Source organism: Mesorhizobium sp. M0019 (genome assembly GCF_040323975.1).
Lineage (GTDB): Bacteria > Pseudomonadota > Alphaproteobacteria > Rhizobiales > Rhizobiaceae > Mesorhizobium.
This window is the reverse complement of sequence record NZ_JAMYVK010000008.1, coordinates 154051-170875: the sequence shown is the minus strand read 5'-3', so window position 1 is coordinate 170875 and position 16825 is coordinate 154051. Positions and strand designations below refer to the sequence as shown.

Sequence of the window (16825 nt, the reverse complement as noted above, 5' to 3'; positions counted from 1 at the left end):
CTGCAATCTCTTCTCTCCAATAGAATGCAGAAATTACTTCGCAGCCGCAGGGTATGGACTCACATGAAAGTCCGCCGCTCTAGCGTCTTTGGATTGCTGATCGCCACCAGCAGCCCCTGCAAAAAGAAGCCGCCACGCGGCTTTTTTGCCGATCCGTCGGCGTTAAGCTTGCCTTTCGAGCGGAACATCTGCACGCCCATCCAGATCAGGTAAGCGGCGCCGATCAGCCGGACCCATTCGAACCAGTGTCCCATGCCGGCGATCAGTGAGGTCAGCCCGATGCCGACAATGGCGATCATGATGGCCAGCCCGGCCTGGGTGCCGGCGACATTGGCGAGCCCGGCGCGCGAGCCGTGGCGGATGCTGTTGGCAATGATCAGCGTCACCGTCGGCCCCGGCACCAGGATGATGACGATGCAGGCGACGACATAGGTGGCGTAGAGTTCCAGCGACATTTTTTCCCTCCACAGATGCCGCGCGTGCGGCGCGCTGTCGCGATCAATGCATGACGATGAGTTGCGTGCAAGTCGGCGAGGCGCCGACAATGCGGAGCTGATTTCAGCAGGCGCCGGCCTGCCATGGCAGCGTTGCCTCATAGGCGGCAGCCGCCCTCAGCACGGAGAGGTCACCGCGCGGCCGCCCGATCAATTGCATGCCCATTGGCCGGCCCCTGGCGTCGAAGCCCGCCGGTACGTTGACCGCCGGGCAGCCGCCCATCGCGGCGAGCGCTGAGACCTGCATCCAGCGGTGATAGCTGTCCATGGCACGCCCGGCCACTTCCCTTGGCCAGTGGGTGACGACATCGAAGGGAAAGACCTGTGCGGCTGGCAGCGCAATCAGGTCGAAACGCTCGAAGAGCGATAGCAGTATTCGGTGCCAGGACGAGCGCCTCACCGTGGCGGCATGGATCTGCGGCGCGGTGAGGCGCAGTGCATGTTCCACCTCCCAAACGGCCTCCGGCTTCAGCAGACTTCGTTTCAGGAGATCGTCGTAATGCGCCTTGAGTGCACAACCGCTGCTCGCCTGGCGAAGCGTTACAAAGGCTTGCCACAGCGCTTCGAAGTCGAATTCCGGCATCAGCAGCTCGGCCTCGAAGGATACATCCGCGAACCGGCCGAGTGCTGCCTCGCAAAGCTGTAGAATGCCTGCTTCAACCGGCAGATGGCCGTTAAGATCGCCGAGCCAGGCGATGCGCCAGCCGGCCGCCGGTGCTTCCAGCCCTTCGAGGAACGAGCCTGGCTTATCATGCGACAGCGGCGCGCGAGGATGATAGCCGGCCTGAACGTCGAGCAGCAGCGCCATGTCCCGCACGTTACGCCCCATCGGCCCTTCGACGCCCATCTGCGCATGAAACACATCAAGGTCAGGGCCAGCCGGCACCAATCCCTGCGACGGGCGGAAGCCATAGACATTGTTGTAGGCAGCGGGATTGCGCAGGGAACCGCCAAAATCGCTGCCATCGGCAACGGGAACCATGTCGAGCGCCAGCGCGACCGCCGCACCGCCGCTCGAGCCGCCGGCGGTCAGCGCCGGGTCAAATGCGTTGAGCGTCTGTCCGAACACGGTGTTGTAGGTGTTGGAGCCGAGCCCGAATTCGGGAACGTTGGTCTTGCCGATGATGATCGCGCCGGCCTTGCGGACGCGCTCGACGAAGAAGTCGTCTTCCTCAGGCACAAAATCGGCGAAGATCGGCGAGCCGAAGGTGGTTCTCAGGCCGTTTGTCAGCGAAAGATCCTTAATCGCGATCGGCAGGCCGAACAGCGATCCGGTATCTCCTCCTCGCGCCAGATGGGCGTCAGCGCTGTCGGCCTCGCGCAGGATGTCGGCACGCTCACGCAATGAAACGATAGCGTTGACCAGCGGGTTCACCGCCTCGATCCTGTCGAGGCATGCCGCGACCACTTCGCGCACCGAAAGCTGCCGGCGCCTGATCTTCCCGGCAAGCTCCACGGCAGACAGGCGGCAGATGTCGCCGGCGGGCGGCACCGCATGCTTGGTCGTCGGGCGCATCGCTGTCATCCGGCTTCAGCCTGTAGATTTCTGCAGGGCGGCATCGACGTCCCTGGCCAGCGGGATGGCCGGCTGTGCACCGGCTTTCAGGCAGGCCAGCGAACCGGCTGCGGCAGCGCGGGCAAGCGCCTGGTCGAGCGGCAGGCCGGCTGCCAGCCCGGCTGCAAAATAGCCGCAGAACGTGTCGCCGGCAGCGACCGTGTCGAGCGGGGTGATCTTCAGCGCCGGAACCATCAGGAGATCGTCCGGCGTTGCCGCCAGAACGCCGTCCGAGCCAAGCGTGACGACGATGGTGCGGCCGGTTCTCGCGGCATAGTCGCGCATCCGTGCCGGGCGGTCGCGGCCATTCAACGACAGCGCCTCGCCATAGAGGTCGAACTCGGTTTCGTTGGCGACGAGATAGTCGGCCTTGCCGAGGAAGCCGGCCGCGTCGCCATGGAAAGGTGCGGTGTTGAGCACGGTCATCGCGGCGGCTGTCCTTGCCGCGTCGAGTGCTGCCTCGACGGTCTGCAGCGGGATCTCCAGTTGCAGCAGCACGACGTCGCCGTTTTTTACGAAAGCCTTGGAAAGGTCACCCGGCACGACCGAATCATTGGCGCCCGGCACAACGGCGATCACGTTCTCGCCGTCGGCGCCGACCATGATCAACGCGGTACCGGTCGAGGCAAAGGTCTCGCCGACGCCGGACAGGTCGATCTTGCCGTCGCGCAGCAGCGCCAGAGCGTCGCTGGCGAAGCTGTCCTTGCCGACCGCGCCGACCATGCGCACCTTGGCGCCGGCGCGGGCGGCGGCCAGCGCCTGGTTGGCGCCCTTGCCGCCGGGGGCAGTAGCGAAACCGGAGCCGCGCACGGTCTCGCCGGGACCGGGCAAGCGGTCGACACTTGCGATGAGATCGAGATTGATGGAGCCGATGACGACGATCAAGAAGTGCCTCCCGCTAGCGCATACCACTCTAATTGCGCGGGAAGCTACTCCGTAAGATCGCTGCTTGTCACCCTAGCGGTCCTTGCATCGCTCGTGTCGTTCCATTCGTTGGCTATTCAAGAAGAGACCTGTCCCGCCTCCCAGCCGAGGATGGCGCGTTTGCGGGTCAGGCCCCAATGGTAGCCGGTGAGTGCGCCGGACTTGCCGAGAGCCCGGTGGCACGGCACGACGAAGGACATCGGATTGGCACCGACCGCGGCACCGACAGCCCGGCTGGCACTCGGTGCGCCGATGCGCGCGGCGATCGAGGAATAGGTGCAGGCCTGGCCCATCGGAATACGCAGCAAGGCCTCCCAGACACGGACCTGGAAGTCTGTGCCGATCATGACGACGCGCAGCGGCTGGTCGGCGCGCCACAGCGACGGATCGAAGATGCGCGCGGCATAGGGCGCCGTCGCCGCCATGTCCTCGACATAGGTCGCATTCGGCCAGCGGCTGGACATGTCGGCAAAGGCCGCACGCTCGCCGCCGGGATCGTTGAAGGCGAGGCCGGCAAGGCCGCGGTCCGTCACCATGATCAGCGCGATGCCGAAAGGTGAGATATGATAGCCGTAGCGGATGGTGAGCCCTGCGCCGCGGGTCTTGTAATCGCCCGGCGACATCGCTTCGTGGGTGACGAACAGATCGTGCAGCCGGCCTGGGCCGGACATGCCGAGTTCGAACGAGGTTTCAAGCAGCGGCATGCCGGCATCGAGCAGCTTGCGCGCATGATCGAGGGTGACGGCCTGCAGAAAAGCCTTGGGCGACAGGCCGGCCCAGCGGGTGAACAGCTTCTGCAGCCCGGTCGGCGTCTCGCCGACCTCCTCGGCCAGCACTTCCAACGAAGGCTGGTCGCGATAGTCGAGGCTGATCTTTTCGATGGCACGACGGACGATTTCGTAGTCTCCACCTTCAGGCGTGATGTCTTTCTGAAGGATTGCTGTCGTTTTGAGAGGCATTTGGGCGTTCATGGCAGTATCTCCTTGAGTGCGAATATCGTCCTTCGCGGCGCCGATCACCACCCGAAACTTGCTTTCCCGCAGCATGTACCCAGATAGAGTCGGCTTTGAATGGGAAGGACGGTCGTGGCTGGTGAAAAAGTAAACTTGACCGGGGCAAAGGAGACTTTGCTTTTGACACTTTACGGCAAGGCGCTGGAGAGCCGGCTGCCCAATTCGCTGCTCAGGGACTACTTTGCCGACGAGGCGGTGCGCAACATCGATTATGATTTCTCACGGCTCAAGGTCGACAACAATCTCGGCATCGGTCTAGCAATCAGGGCAAAGACGCTGGACGTCTGCGTTCAGGACTTTCTCGCCCGAAATCCTGACGCCATCGTACTGCATCTCGGGTGTGGGCTCGATACGCGCATATTCCGTATCGACCCGCCAGCCGGCGTGGACTGGTTCGACGTCGACTATCCCGAAGTCATCGATCTCAGGCGCAAGCTCTATCCAGTGCGGGATCACTACCATCTGATCGCTTCGTCGGTCACCGAACCTGGATGGCTGAACAAAGTACCTCGGGATCGCCCGGCCATAGTCGTGGCGGAAGGCCTGACTCCCTACCTGGGTGCCGAGGAGGGGCAGCAACTGTTTTCTCGTTTGGTGGGACATCTTTCGAGCGGCGAACTGGTTTTCGATGCCTATAGTCGCCTGGGACTGAAGATCATTCGCCTCAATTCCTCCTTCCGCGCCACCGGCGCCGAGGTCCACTGGAGCATCGAGAACCCGCATGAATTGGAGCGAGCCGTTCCGAAGCTGCGGTTCGTCGAGGACATCCCTGCCTATAAGCCGGAACATGCCGCTCGCATGCGCTGGTTCGCGAAACTGTTCGTTCGCCTTTGGAAATACATTCCAGCATTGCGCAAGATCGGCAGGCTGTTGCGCTATCGGTTCTGAAACGCTGGCTCAGCGCGCCTTGGCGGCTGCCAGAGCGCGCGAAAATGCGGTGGCAAAACTTTCGCGGTCGGCAGGGTTGAGGAAGCCGCCGATCGAGACGGTTTTTCCTTGCGCCTCGACCGCCATTCTGGTGATGCCGATCTCGGCGTGGCGGGCGATCGAAAAGCGCGCCCAGAACGGATTGAAGCGGTGTGCTTCCGATTTGCCTGACGGGGCAGTCTTGCGGATGTCGAGGCTGGTGCGCGACACCGATACCTCCTCGCGAGCCCGGGCGGCACGATAATTGGCGCGGAAGGCGATGTAGACGGCGATCACGTCGAGGCCGAAGAAGCCGAACACCGGCCAGGCGCCGCGCGACAGAAAAAAAGCTCCGGTCACCAGCCAGCCGAACAGCAGGGCGCCCATCAGGATGGCAAAGCCGGTCTTGCCCAGCGACCGGTGCGGTGTCAGCAGCGCCTGGAAAAATGGCTCGTCGGCCTGAAATGAGGCGTTTGTGTCGCTCATTGGGGAATATTATAGGAAGGCAATGACAAGCCCCAAGCCCAAAAACTCTTCTGCGCTAAAAAAAGACCTGTTGCCCGGCCGCCGCGACGGCTCGAACGTCAAGCCGCGTCCGCGGCCGGCGAGATCGCGGGCGCTTTACAGCGCGGCCGAGGTGCATGAGATTTTCCGGCGCTTTTCCGTTCAGCGGCCGGAACCGAGGGGCGAGCTCGAACATATCAACGCCTTCACGCTGTTGGTGGCGGTGGTGCTTTCGGCTCAGGCGACGGACGCCGGCGTCAACAAGGCGACGCGGGCGCTGTTCAAAATCGCCGACACGCCGCAAAAGATGCTGGCGCTAGGCGAGGCCAAGCTCGGCGACCATATCCGCACCATCGGGCTATGGCGCAACAAGGCCAAGAACGTCATCGCGCTGTCGGAGGCGCTGATCCGCGACCATGGCGGCGAGGTGCCTGAGGATCGCGATCAACTGGTCGAGCTGCCGGGTGTCGGCCGCAAGACCGCCAACGTCGTGCTCAACGTGGCATTCGGCCAGCATACGATGGCGGTCGACACGCACATCTTCCGCATCGGTAACAGGCTCGGCCTGGCGCCGGGCAAGAAGCCGGAACAGGTCGAGCAAGGTTTCCTGAAGATCATTCCGGATGAATATATGCGGCACGCGCATCATTGGCTGATCCTGCACGGCCGCTATGTCTGCAAGGCGCGCAAGCCGGATTGCCCGGCCTGCGTCATCGCCGATATCTGCAAGGCCAAGGAAAAGACGACCAGCGTGCCTGCACCGCTGGTCGAGATCGCGCCGCTCGGGCCAGTAGAAGCGGCTACTGAGTCAGTGCCCGGCAAGTGACTCTGAAGTTCCTCGTATGTGGCGCCGTCCACATTCAGGAACTCTCCTCGACGAACACCTCCTCGCGCTTCTTCCTGACCGCGGGGAGAAACACGATGACGAGCACGGCAAGCGCGATGAGGAGCAGGCCGGCGCTGATCGGCCGCGTCACGAAGGTGCTCGGATCGCCGCGCGAGAGGATCATGGCGCGGCGTAGGTTTTCCTCGAGCAGCGGGCCGAGCACGAAGCCGAGCAGCAGCGGCGCAGGTTCGCAGCGCAGCTTGGTCAGGAGGTAGCCAAGCAAGCCGAAGAAGGCGACGGCATAGAGGTCGTAGACGTTGGTGTTGACGCTGTAAACGCCGATCGAGCAGAACGCCATGATGATCGGGAAGAGCACATAGTAGGGGATGGTAAGAAGTTTCACCCAAAGCCCGATCAGCGGCAGGTTCAAGATGATCAGCATCAGATTGCCGATCCACATCGAGGTGATGATACCCCAAAACAGTGCAGGCTGTTCGATGGCGACATTGGGGCCGGGCACGATGCCCTGGATGATCATCGCGCCGATCATCAGCGCCATTACCGGGTTGGCCGGAATGCCGAGCGTCAGCATCGGGATGAAGGAGGTTTGGGCGCCGGCATTGTTGGCCGATTCCGGTCCGGCGACGCCTTCGATGGCGCCCTTGCCGAATTCCCCGGGATTTTTCGAGACACGTTTTTCGACGGTGTAGGAGGCAAAGGCGGCAAGGATCGCGCCGCCTCCCGGCAGGATGCCGAGCGCCGAACCGATGATCGTTCCGCGCACGATGGGAGCCGCCATGCGCCGAAAATCTTCGCGGGTCGGCATAAGGCCGGAGATCTTTCGGATCAGCACGGAACGCTCATGCTCGTTTTCGAGGTTGCGCAGTATCTCGGCGACGCCGAAGACACCGACCGCCACTGCGACGAAATTCAGCCCGTCGGCATATTCGCGGATGCCGAGCGTGAAGCGGGGCGTACCAGTGTAAATATCGGTGCCGACAAGTCCCAGCCGCAGGCCGAGCACGACCATGGCCAGTGCCTTGACGATCGAGCCGTGGGCGAGCGCGACGGACGAGACCAGGCCGACGATCATCAGCGAAAAATACTCGGGCGCGCCGAATCTCAGCGCTATCGCAGTCAGCGGTGGGGCGAAGATGGCGACGAGGAAGGTCGACACCGTGCCGGCAAAGAACGAGCCTATCGCCGCGGTCGCCAGGGCTGCTCCGGCGCGGCCGTTCCTGGCCATCTGATAGCCATCGATTGCGGTGACGGCCGACGAGGATTCGCCGGGCATGTTGATGAGAATGGCGGTGGTCGAGCCGCCATACTGCGCGCCGTAATAGATACCGGCGAGCATGATGAGAGAGGAAACCGGGTCGCCGATCTGGAAGGTGATCGGCAACAGCATGGCGATGGTTGCGGTGGCACCGATGCCGGGCAGGACGCCAATCAGCGTGCCGAGAAGGACGCCGATCAGGCAGAAACCGAGGTTTGCCAAAGATGTGGCTGTCGAAAAGCCGAGTGCGAGGTTGTTGAGGAGTTCCATTTCATCTCCTCACAACGACAGTGGCAACCACGGGCCGAAACGCCGAAACGGCAGGCCGAGTGCGTAGCTGAAGACGACGAATGCGAACAGCGTCAGGCCGGCTGACAGCACGAGTGCAGTCAGCGGCTTCATACGGCCGCTACCGAAAGATGCGATCAGCGCCGTCAGGAAGATCGACGGGATGAAGCCGAGGCCGCGCACCGTCAGGCCGAAGAAGATCGGAGCAGGCAGGATGAACAGCATGCCGCGCCACGCAATGTAACCGATCGGCTCGCTCTCGAAACGCACCGCTTGGACGAGGATGGCGGCGCCAAGCAAGATCAGCACAATTGCCAGCACCAGCGGGAAATAGCCCGGCCCCATGCGAAAGGCGGTGCCGATTTCGAGGCCCAGCGACTGCAGCGCGAAAAAGGCGCCAATAAAGATCAACAGCGCGGCGCATATGCCGTTGGTTCTGTCGATTGCGAAAGGTTTCATGGCGTCCTCCCGGCCCGCCTCACGGGCGTGCCGATGCCGGTGTAAAAACGGGGCGCTGGCGGCGCCCCGTTAAAAACCTTTAGTCGGCGTACTGGCCGGCCGCTTCGATGATCGGCTTCCAGCGCGCAATCTCACTTTCCAGCTTGGCCTTGAGCGCGGCCGGCGTGGCATCGGCCTCGGGCGACGGCTTGGTGCCGAGTTCGGCAAATCGGGCGATGACGTTCTGGTCCTTCAGCGCCACCTGCAGAGATTTCGACAGGCGTTCGGTGATCTCGGCCGGCGTGCCCTTGGGTGCATAGATGCCGTGCCAGATGCCGACCTGCACCTGGGGAAGACCGGCCTCTATCGTCGTCGGCACGTCCGGCAGCACGTCTAGCCGTTGCGGCGAGGTTACGGCATAAGCCTTGATCGTGCCGCCCTGGATCTGCTTGGTGGTATTGGTCGTCTGGTCGCACATGATGTCGACCTGGCCGCCGAGAAGATCGGTCATGGCCGGGCCGGTGCCCTTATAGGGTACGGTGACCAGCGGCGTGCCGATGGCGCTCATAAACAGCATGCCGCACAGATGCGAGGCGGCACCGATCCCGGCATTGGCAACGGTGATGCTGTCCTTGTTGGCCTTGGCGTAGTCGACCAGCCCCTTCAGATCGGTCGGCTCGAGGTTCTTGCGGCCGACGATGGTCATCGGCACCTCGGTGACGAGGCCGACATATTCGAATGCGTTCAGCGTGTCGTAGGCGAGCTTTCTGTAGAGCGTAGCACTTGTCGCCATGCCGATGTGATGGAGGAGCAGCGTGTAGCCGTCAGGCTCGGCATTTGCGACGCGGCCCGCGCCAGTGTGCCGCCGGCGCCGCCGACATTCTCGACGATGACCTGCTGGCCGAGGTCCTTCGACATGGCTTCCGCGACAAGACGCGTGACGGTGTCAGTAGGGCCGCCGGCCGAAAACGGCACGACAATGGTGATGGTGCGTTCGGGGTAGGTCTGCGCGCCAGCGGCCGGTGGGTAAAGCATGGCGGCCGCAGCGACAGCCAGCGCGGCGACGAATTTTCTCATCGTGATTCCTCCCATGATACGAATTACCAACCGCTGCGTGGAGTTCCTCTCAAAACTGACTGTAGATGGAGCAATAACTAGCGCAACCCGACAAATGACAATCGGGCTCAAACGGCAAACTGCACGTCTATCCGCGCAAATGAGTGGAAAGGTTGGGCCGTGCGATGCCCTTCCTCCAACCTATGCTAGTAGCCATAGCCGCGCGCCATCGCCGCCGCGAACACCGGGATCAAGAGGAAGATGAAGGCCGCGGTGCGGACATAGGTGCGAACGGACGCTAGCTCCGCCGCAGGCACCTGGAAGCCGGAACTGGCGCTCGCCTGCCTGTTCCAGGACAGGAATCGGGCGGTCGGGATAATCGACAACAGGCCGACAATTGCGAAAGCGGCCATCTTTGCCCAGAACATCCAATTGTAAACGTAGAATTCCCAGCCTTTCAGACCATAGACGACGCGGCCGATGCCGGCGACGATGATCAGCACGGCAATGATGCCGTAGTGGCGATCGATGCCGACAAGCCGCTTCAGCGTCGCGGCGGACAAGTCGCTGCGGATCAGGACGAACTCGGCGCCGATGATGCCTGCCAGCGAAAACACCAGCAGATGATGGAAGATGGCAAGCACAAGGTCGGTGGTGTCCATGCTGTTCCCCTCTGTCGGACGGCAGCGCCGAAACCGAACGCACGTGAACCAATACTGGCGAAAAATAACACTGCTTGGCAGGATTCACATCAGCCTGGAAGATAATCTACACAGCCTTGGCTCTTGTTTTACGCAACGGATTTTGATTCCCCGTCTCATGCATGTCGCTGTCCTAACCGTTGGATGACCTGCATTAGGCACCGGCAACACAACCGAGACATGACCATGGCCAGTCCGCATACAATTGTCGCCCCAGTGATTGAGACCTCTCGCACGGTCCTGCGGCCGCACCGGCTGGACGATTTCGACGCCTATGTCGCAATGTGGGCCGATCCCGTCGTCACCCGTTTTATCGGCGGCAAGCCGCGCACGCGGGAGGAAAGCTGGATGCGTTTCCTGCGCCATGCCGGCCTGTGGTCGCTTCTGGGCTACGGCTTCTGGGCGATCGAGGAAAAGGCGACCGGCCGCTTCATCGGCGAGGCCGGCTTTCACGATCTGAAACGCGACATGACGCCGTCGATCGAGGGCATTCCGGAGGCCGGCTGGGCTCTGGTTTCGGGCGTGCATGGCCAGGGGTTGGCCAGCGAAGTCGTCGCACGGGTGCTTGCCTGGGGCGATGAGGCATTTGCAGCCGCGAAGACCGTCTGCATCATCGATCCGGAAAACACCGGCTCGCTGAACGTCGCGGCAAAATGCGGTTATGGCGAAGTGCTGCGAACCGTCTACCAAGGCAAGCCGACCATCCTGCTGGAGCGGCAACCCTGACGGATCCTGTTTGGCACTGCCTGCCACGTCGTCTTCGGGCGTCCGGTCCGCCAGCCTGAAAATCGCGCAGGCCGATTGTGCCGCATGCGGCGTGTTCTGTCTTTGACAGGAGGACGCAAACTCTGCATGAATTTTATCGAGCGGGTCTGAAGTCAGGCCACGTTTCTGGCAGGCAGCGGAGGAGGTGTCGCGATTTGGAGGAATCCCATGCTGAACAGACGCCGATTCTTGATGAGCACCGCGGCAGCAGGTGCTGCCGGACTCGCGCAATCGCATTTTATCCCCGCCTTCGCGCAGGACGCGCCGCAGCTGCAGATTTTCGTGCCGGCGGCGCCAGGCGGCGGCTGGGACCAGACGGCGCGCGCCATGGACCAGGTGCTGCGCAGTGAAAAACTGATCTCTGGCTCGCAGATCACCAATGTCGGCGGCGCCGGCGGTACTGTCGGCCTGCCGCAATTCGTCAATCAGTGGAAGGGCAAGGGCAATGCGCTGATGGTGGCTGGCATGGTCATGGTCGGCGCGATCATCGCCAACAAGGCGGCTAACAACCTTACCGAGGTCACGCCAATCGCCCGCCTTACTGGCGAGTTCGAGGCGCTTGTGGTGCCGGCCGCCTCGCCGTTCAAGACGGCCGCGGACTTTGTCGCTGCTCTCAAGGCTGACCCGACGCAGGTTCCGGTTGCTGGCGGTTCGGCCGGCGGCTCGGACCATATATTGTTCGGCCTCATCGCCAAGACCGTTGGTGTTCCGGCCACCAATCTTTCCTATGTGCCGTTCGCCGGCGGCGGCGAGGCGCTTTCGGCGCTGCTCGGCAACCAGGTCGCGGCCGGCATCTCCGGCTATGGCGAGTTCGCCGAACAGGTCAAGGCGGGTGCGCTGCGGCTGCTGGCCATCTCCGCGGACAAACGCCAGGAGGGGATCGATGCGCCGACGATGAAGGAAGCCGGCATAGATGTCGAGCTGTTCAACTGGCGTGGCGTCTTCGCACCGCCCGGCGTCTCGGACGCCGACAAGGCAGCAATGATCAAGCTGATCGAGACCATGGCCAAGAGCGACGCCTGGGCCACCGAATGCAAGAACCGCAACTGGACGCAGATCCTGCTCACCGGTGACGATTATGCGAAATTCGTCGCAGAAGACACGGCCCGCATCGGGACGATCCTCAAGGACCTCGGCCTAGCGTGATGCTCTCGGCAAGGGGCGGCAGCCTGCGCCAACCCTTGCCGACTTTCGCCAGCCGCATGGACATACGCGGCGCCGGAGGTGAAACTACGCCGAGATCGGCCGAGTGAGACCGGTCCAAGGAGAACCGGCCCCAAGGGACCGACATTGGGAGGACGATGATGAGCACCAGCGACCAGCCGGCGCCGCCGCGCCTTGCAGTACCCGAACTGCTGATCGGCGTCGGGCTCCTCGCCTGTGCCGGTGCGGTTGCCTGGCAGACGCTGGCAATCCCGGTGTCGCCGCTCTATTCCAAGGTCGGTCCGACCGTCTTTCCCTACATCACCATGACCGGGATGGTGATCCTGTCGCTGCTGCTCATCATTGCCGCCTTGCGGGGCGGCTGGCAGCCGGAGGACGAAAAGGAGACGCCGACCGACTGGAAGGCGATGGGCATCGCCGCCCTCGGACTGATCGCCAACCTGGTGCTGATCCAGCCGCTCGGCTTTACCGCGGCATCTGTCATCATGTTCGTTCTCATCTGCCACGGTTTCGGCAGCCGGCGTCCGCTGCGTGACGTGCTGCTCGGGCTGATCCTGGCGCTGGCCGCCTATTTCGGCTTTGCCAGGGCGCTTGGCGTCAATATCGGTGCCGGCTTCATCGAAAACCAGCTGAACGCGACCGTCGATTCGATCGTTGCCATGCTGAGGGGCTGACGCCATGGAAACGCTTGGCCATCTCGCGCACGGATTTTCGGTCGCCTTCTCGCCGATCAATCTCATATGGTGCCTGGTCGGCACCACGCTGGGGACTGCCATCGGCGTGCTGCCCGGCCTCGGGCCGGCACTGACCATCGCGCTGCTGTTGCCGATCACCTATCAGGTGGCGCCGGAGGCATCCTTCATCCTGTTTGCCGGCATCTACTACGGCGCCATGTATGGCGGCTCGACGACATCGATCCTGCTCAACACGCCTGGCGAAAGCGCCACCATCGTCACCGCGCTGGAAGGCAACCGGATGGCCCGCTCCGGCCGTGGCGGTGCGGCCCTGGCGACCTCGGCGATCGGCTCCTTCGTCGCCGGCACGCTGGGCACGATCGGCGTTGCCTTCCTGGCGCCGATCGTCGTCAAATTCGCGCTGGCCTTCGGCCCGGCCGAATATTTCTCGCTGATGGTGCTGGCCTTCATCACGGTTTCGGCGGTGCTCGGCTCGTCGTCGGTGCGCGGCCTGACCAGTCTGTTCGTCGGCTTCGTCGTCGGCATGATTGGCGTCGACCTGCAGACGGGGCAGCCGCGCTTCACCTTCGGCATGAGCGAATTGTTGGACGGCGTCGACGTCATCGTCGTCGCCGTTGGCCTGTTCGCCGTTGGCGAGACGCTTTAAATGGCCTCGCGCCGCTATGCCGGCAAGGACGACATCGTGCCGTTGAAAGGGTCGCTCTACATGACCGCGGCTGAATGGTCGCGCTCGTGGAGGCCATGGCTGCGCGGCTCCCTGATCGGCTTCCCGATCGGCGCCATGCCGGCCGGCGGCGCCGAAATCCCGACCTTCCTCTCCTATGCCATCGAGAAGAAACTCTCCAGACACAAGGAGGAGTTCGGCACGGTCGGCGCCATCGAGGGCGTTGCCGGGCCGGAAGCGGCCAACAATGCATCCGCGGCCGGCGTGCTGGTGCCGATGCTGACGCTCGGCCTGCCGACCTCGGCGACGGCCGCGATCATGCTGTCGGCGTTCCAGAGCTACGGTATCAATCCGGGGCCGCTGCTGCTGACGACGCAGGCCGACCTGGTGTGGGGGCTGATCGCCAGCCTGTTCATCGCCAATGTCATCCTCGTCGTCCTCAACCTGCCGCTGATCGGGCTCTGGGTGCGATTGCTGAAGATCCCGGCGCCGCAGCTCTATGCCGGCATCCTGGTGTTCGCCACGGTCGGCACCTACGGCATCTCGCAATCGCCGATCGACCTCGTCATCCTCTATCTGCTCGGTGCCGCCGGTTTCCTGATGCGGCGTTTCGATTTTCCGACCGCGCCCGTCATCATCGGCATGATTCTCGGGCCGCTTGCCGAAACGCAGTTCCGCCGCGCGATGACCATCTCCAACGGCGATTGGACGGTGTTCTACAAGCATCCGCTGTCGCTGACGCTGCTGACGCTGGCCTTCATCGGGCTGGTTGGACCGCATATCTGGGCCTACATCGAGCACAGACGCATGCGTGGACCGGAGCACGTGCCGGGCGATGCCTGAGCTGTTCGTGACGTCATGACAGACCTGCTTTCCGGCATCCGCATCCTTGACCTGACCAATGTGCTGGCCGGCCCCTATTGCGCCTACCAGCTGGCGTTGCTCGGGGCCGACGTCATCAAGGTCGAGACGCCGCAAGGCGGTGATCTGGCGCGCCAGCTCGGCGCCTCGCCGGAGCTCAACCGGGCGGGCATGGGCGCTTCGTTCCTGGCGCAGAATGCCGGCAAACGCTCGGTGGCGCTCGATCTCAAGCAGGAGGCCGGCCGCGAACGCTTCCTCGATCTGGTCGCTTCGGCCGACGCGCTGGTCGAGAATTTCCGCCCCGGCGTAATGGACCGGCTGGGGCTTGGCCATGCCAGGCTGAAGGAGGTCCGGCCAAGCCTTGTCTATTGTGCGATATCGGGCTTCGGCCAGACCGGGCCGATGCGCGACAATCCAGCCTACGACCAGATCATCCAGGGTCTTTCCGGCATCATGAGCATCACCGGTACACCGGAAACGGCGCCGCTGCGTGTCGGCTATCCCGTCGCCGATACGCTTGGCGGGCTGGTCGGGGCGTTCGCCATTACCGCCGCATTGGTCAAGCAGAAGACGACAGGCGAGGGCGCGTTCCTGGACGTGTCGATGCTCGAATGCACGCTTTCTGCGCTCGGCTGGCCGGTGTCGAACTATCTGACGGCGGACGTCGAGCCGCAGCCGATGGGCAATGAAAACATGACGGCCGCACCGTCTGGCGCGTTTCGCACCGGCGACGGCTTGCTCAACATCGCCGCCAACAAGCAGGAGCAGTTCGTCGCGCTCTGCCGATTGATCGGCCGGCCGGAGCTGGCCTCGGATGTCCGCTTTGCCGAGCGAGAAACGCGCAAGCAGAACCGCATTGCATTGAAAGCGCTGATCGAGGATGCCTTGGCGAGCGGCTCGGCCGCCGCCTGGGAGGAGACGTTCAATCGCGCCGGCGTGCCGGCAGGCCGGGTGCTGACGATCCCGCAGATACTGCAGGAGCGACAGGTGATCGAGCGCGGCATGACGGCGCGCTTCCCGGCTGTGTCCGGGATGGACCAGCCGCTGACCGTGGTGCGCGGCGGCTTCATGGTCGATGGCGAGGCACCTTTGCCGAGCAGGCCGCCGCCGGGGCTCGGCGAGCATATGGACGAGGTTTTTGCCGGCCTGCCGCCGCGTGCCAGGAAAAGAGCGAAGGCATGAGCGGAGCGCAAAACAAGACTGGTCGCGCACGCGGCGAGGAATGGTGGCAGACTGGCATCATCGAGATGCGCCCCGGCGTCATCCGGCTGCGCGGCTATGAAATCCAGGATCTGATCGGCCGCGTCAGCTTTCCGGCAATGATCTGGCTGATGCTGCGCGGCGAACTGCCAAGCGAGGAGCAGGCGGCGCTGCTTGGCATCGCGCTGGGTGCTGCCGTCGACCATGGGCCGCAGGCGCCGTCGATCGCCATCGCCCGTATGGCGATCACCTGCGGCGTCGGCATCAACAGCGCCATGGCATCAGCCGTCAACGTGCTTGGCGATGTGCATGGCGGCGCCGGCGAACAGGCGCTTTCCTTCTACGGAGACATCGCTGCCGAACTGGACGCCGGCATGCCGCTTGCGGACGCCGTGTCGGCGCGGCTCGATCGTTTCCTTGCCGGGGAAAACGGTTATGTGCCCGGGCTCGGCCATCGTTTCCATCCGGTCGACCCGCGGGCGCCCCGCCTCATCGAGCTAACCCGCGACTTTGCCGCGCGCGGCATCGTCAGCGGGCGCTTCGCCGATATCGCCGAGGCGATCGAGGCCGAGGTGGCGCGGCGCAAGGGCAAAAAAATCCCGCTCAATATCGACGGCGCCACGGCCGTCATCTACGGCGAGCTCGGTTTTCCGCCGCCGCTGACGCGCGGCCTTTTCGTGCTGTCGCGCTCGGTCGGCATCCTCGCACATGCGTGGGAACAGTCGCAGGAAAGCGACCGCAACAAGGGGCCGCTGCCGCGCGAATGGCTGTGGGCCTATACCGGCACGCCGGCGCGGCCTCTGCCCGAGGAAGACGATGGCAGTCATTGAGGCATCGGTTCAAGAGACGGCGGCGGCGGGCGCTGGAACCAATTCCATCCCGACACAGTCGGGGCAGGCCTCCATCTTCTATTGAGCGGGATCTTTTCCGAACGCCGGACTCTGCTTTTTGGGATTATGCTCCAGCTCGGCAATCCTGATGTTTCTCACCAGCGTCGAAAGATCCGGCTCGTCGATGAGCAACGCCGCGTCGGCTGGTGCCAGCCATGCCCGCTGCCGCCTCCTGGCTTCCTGCCAGTCGGCAAGTTCCTCGGTTACTTCCAGCAAATAGACGACGACGTCGACACGGACGAAGCGGTTTGCCAGCCGCTTCCAGTAGCAATAGGTGCCGGCCGGTTGTTTCAGTGTCTTGCCGAGAACGCCGGCTTCTTCCTGTGCTTCGACAGTGGCCGCCTTGCGGCCGCTCTTGCCCTTCATCGGCCAGCCCTTCGGCACGATGAAGCGCCTCGTCGTTCGCGATGTGACCAGCATCACCTCGACATCGCTATGCTCGTTCAGCCGAAAGGGAATCGCCGCGACCTGGCGAACCCCGTCGCCCTTCCTTGCCTTGCGTACGACCTTCTTCTTGCTGGCTGCCATTCGATAATCCAGTCGAATCGGTGCCCAGACGGCAAGGGCAGCGTTGCAAACTCGCCCGCTTTCAATGCGGCGCAAGC

General features: G+C 63.4%; 15 protein-coding genes and 3 pseudogenes. 8 read left to right on the top strand and 10 right to left on the bottom strand.

The window, feature by feature from the left end; genetic code table 11:
• Nucleotides 1-80 precede the first annotated feature (80 nt).
• The 4 genes and pseudogenes from NKK47_RS09105 to NKK47_RS09090 form a co-directional block, all read right to left on the bottom strand.
• Nucleotides 81-455, bottom strand: a pseudogene (locus tag NKK47_RS09105) (LysE family translocator); the annotation flags it as partial.
• A 103-nt stretch (nt 456-558) separates the two neighbouring features.
• Nucleotides 559-2019 (bottom strand): amidase, encoded by a 1461-nt coding sequence (locus NKK47_RS09100; protein WP_352576240.1) that lies wholly within the window; start codon nt 2017-2019, stop codon nt 559-561.
• 6 nt (nt 2020-2025) lie between these two features.
• Complete coding sequence (locus NKK47_RS09095) at nt 2026-2934, bottom strand: ribokinase (protein WP_352576238.1); 909 nt, start codon at nt 2932-2934, stop codon at nt 2026-2028.
• A gap of 116 nt (nt 2935-3050) precedes the next feature.
• A complete protein-coding gene (locus NKK47_RS09090; protein ID WP_352453988.1) occupies nt 3051-3944 on the bottom strand; it encodes a methylated-DNA--[protein]-cysteine S-methyltransferase in 894 nt (297 codons plus the stop codon).
• Nucleotides 3945-4106: 162 nt separating this feature from the next.
• Between NKK47_RS09090 and NKK47_RS09085 the strand changes: the two genes are divergently transcribed.
• Nucleotides 4107-4874 (top strand): class I SAM-dependent methyltransferase, encoded by a 768-nt coding sequence (locus NKK47_RS09085; RefSeq protein WP_352576236.1) that lies wholly within the window; start codon nt 4107-4109, stop codon nt 4872-4874.
• Nucleotides 4875-4883: 9 nt separating this feature from the next.
• On the opposite strand, the gene NKK47_RS09080 is transcribed toward NKK47_RS09085, so the two are convergent.
• Nucleotides 4884-5378 (bottom strand): DUF2244 domain-containing protein, encoded by a 495-nt coding sequence (locus NKK47_RS09080; protein ID WP_023675281.1) that lies wholly within the window; start codon nt 5376-5378, stop codon nt 4884-4886.
• 22 nt (nt 5379-5400) lie between these two features.
• On the opposite strand from NKK47_RS09080, the gene nth reads away from it, so the two are divergent.
• Nucleotides 5401-6222 carry an endonuclease III gene (gene nth, locus NKK47_RS09075; protein ID WP_352576234.1) on the top strand — a complete coding sequence of 274 codons (822 nt, stop codon included), beginning with the start codon at nt 5401-5403 and terminating at the stop codon, nt 6220-6222.
• A 34-nt stretch (nt 6223-6256) separates the two neighbouring features.
• Here nth and NKK47_RS09070 read toward each other — a convergent pair whose 3' ends face one another.
• The 4 genes and pseudogenes from NKK47_RS09070 to NKK47_RS09055 all read right to left on the bottom strand — a co-directional run bounded on the left by NKK47_RS09070 (nt 6257) and on the right by NKK47_RS09055 (nt 9942).
• Nucleotides 6257-7768, bottom strand: coding sequence for a tripartite tricarboxylate transporter permease (locus NKK47_RS09070; RefSeq protein ID WP_352576232.1), 1512 nt, complete (start codon nt 7766-7768; stop codon nt 6257-6259).
• 9 nt (nt 7769-7777) lie between these two features.
• The gene (locus tag NKK47_RS09065; RefSeq protein WP_292663247.1) at nt 7778-8245 is read right to left on the bottom strand and encodes a tripartite tricarboxylate transporter TctB family protein; all 468 of its coding nucleotides are present in this window, start codon (nt 8243-8245) and stop codon (nt 7778-7780) included.
• Nucleotides 8246-8324: 79 nt separating this feature from the next.
• A pseudogene (locus tag NKK47_RS09060) lies at nt 8325-9301 on the bottom strand (tripartite tricarboxylate transporter substrate-binding protein).
• A gap of 185 nt (nt 9302-9486) precedes the next feature.
• Nucleotides 9487-9942, bottom strand: a complete 456-nt coding sequence (locus NKK47_RS09055; RefSeq protein WP_352576230.1) for a DUF2214 family protein — start codon at nt 9940-9942, stop codon at nt 9487-9489.
• A 225-nt stretch (nt 9943-10167) separates the two neighbouring features.
• On the opposite strand from NKK47_RS09055, the gene NKK47_RS09050 reads away from it, so the two are divergent.
• The 6 genes and pseudogenes from NKK47_RS09050 to NKK47_RS09025 all read left to right on the top strand — a co-directional run bounded on the left by NKK47_RS09050 (nt 10168) and on the right by NKK47_RS09025 (nt 16160).
• A complete protein-coding gene (locus NKK47_RS09050; RefSeq protein WP_352576228.1) occupies nt 10168-10707 on the top strand; it encodes a GNAT family N-acetyltransferase in 540 nt (179 codons plus the stop codon).
• Between the two features lie 207 nt (nt 10708-10914).
• Nucleotides 10915-11892: a Bug family tripartite tricarboxylate transporter substrate binding protein gene (locus NKK47_RS09045; protein WP_352576226.1), complete on the top strand. Its 978-nt coding sequence runs from the start codon at nt 10915-10917 to the stop codon at nt 11890-11892.
• A 158-nt stretch (nt 11893-12050) separates the two neighbouring features.
• Nucleotides 12051-12584: a tripartite tricarboxylate transporter TctB family protein gene (locus NKK47_RS09040; RefSeq protein ID WP_352576249.1), complete on the top strand. Its 534-nt coding sequence runs from the start codon at nt 12051-12053 to the stop codon at nt 12582-12584.
• Between the two features lie 4 nt (nt 12585-12588).
• A pseudogene (locus tag NKK47_RS09035) lies at nt 12589-14112 on the top strand (tripartite tricarboxylate transporter permease).
• 15 nt (nt 14113-14127) lie between these two features.
• Nucleotides 14128-15312, top strand: a complete 1185-nt coding sequence (locus tag NKK47_RS09030; RefSeq protein ID WP_352576224.1) for a CaiB/BaiF CoA transferase family protein — start codon at nt 14128-14130, stop codon at nt 15310-15312.
• The gene (locus NKK47_RS09025) at nt 15309-16160 is read left to right on the top strand and encodes a citryl-CoA lyase (protein ID WP_352576222.1); all 852 of its coding nucleotides are present in this window, start codon (nt 15309-15311) and stop codon (nt 16158-16160) included. Before NKK47_RS09030 ends, NKK47_RS09025 begins: the two co-directional genes overlap by 4 nt.
• 78 nt (nt 16161-16238) lie before the next feature.
• Here NKK47_RS09025 and NKK47_RS09020 read toward each other — a convergent pair whose 3' ends face one another.
• Nucleotides 16239-16748 carry an NUDIX hydrolase gene (locus NKK47_RS09020; RefSeq protein ID WP_352576220.1) on the bottom strand — a complete coding sequence of 170 codons (510 nt, stop codon included), beginning with the start codon at nt 16746-16748 and terminating at the stop codon, nt 16239-16241.
• Between the last annotated feature and the right edge of the window lie 77 nt (nt 16749-16825).

What these genes read in the sequence shown, in the direction of transcription:
- NKK47_RS09100 (WP_352576240.1), bottom strand. Translation starts at nt 2,019, where the DNA reads ATGACAGCGATGCGCCCGACGACCAAGCATGCGGTGCCGCCCGCCGGC.
- NKK47_RS09090 (WP_352453988.1), bottom strand. Translation starts at nt 3,944, where the DNA reads ATGAACGCCCAAATGCCTCTCAAAACGACAGCAATCCTTCAGAAAGAC.
- NKK47_RS09080 (WP_023675281.1), bottom strand. Translation starts at nt 5,378, where the DNA reads ATGAGCGACACAAACGCCTCATTTCAGGCCGACGAGCCATTTTTCCAG.
- nth (WP_352576234.1), top strand. Translation starts at nt 5,401, where the DNA reads ATGACAAGCCCCAAGCCCAAAAACTCTTCTGCGCTAAAAAAAGACCTG.
- NKK47_RS09070 (WP_352576232.1), bottom strand. Translation starts at nt 7,768, where the DNA reads ATGGAACTCCTCAACAACCTCGCACTCGGCTTTTCGACAGCCACATCT.
- NKK47_RS09065 (WP_292663247.1), bottom strand. Translation starts at nt 8,245, where the DNA reads ATGAAACCTTTCGCAATCGACAGAACCAACGGCATATGCGCCGCGCTG.
- NKK47_RS09055 (WP_352576230.1), bottom strand. Translation starts at nt 9,942, where the DNA reads ATGGACACCACCGACCTTGTGCTTGCCATCTTCCATCATCTGCTGGTG.
- NKK47_RS09050 (WP_352576228.1), top strand. Translation starts at nt 10,168, where the DNA reads ATGGCCAGTCCGCATACAATTGTCGCCCCAGTGATTGAGACCTCTCGC.
- NKK47_RS09045 (WP_352576226.1), top strand. Translation starts at nt 10,915, where the DNA reads ATGCTGAACAGACGCCGATTCTTGATGAGCACCGCGGCAGCAGGTGCT.
- NKK47_RS09040 (WP_352576249.1), top strand. Translation starts at nt 12,051, where the DNA reads ATGAGCACCAGCGACCAGCCGGCGCCGCCGCGCCTTGCAGTACCCGAA.
- NKK47_RS09030 (WP_352576224.1), top strand. Translation starts at nt 14,128, where the DNA reads ATGACAGACCTGCTTTCCGGCATCCGCATCCTTGACCTGACCAATGTG.
- NKK47_RS09025 (WP_352576222.1), top strand. Translation starts at nt 15,309, where the DNA reads ATGAGCGGAGCGCAAAACAAGACTGGTCGCGCACGCGGCGAGGAATGG.
- NKK47_RS09020 (WP_352576220.1), bottom strand. Translation starts at nt 16,748, where the DNA reads ATGGCAGCCAGCAAGAAGAAGGTCGTACGCAAGGCAAGGAAGGGCGAC.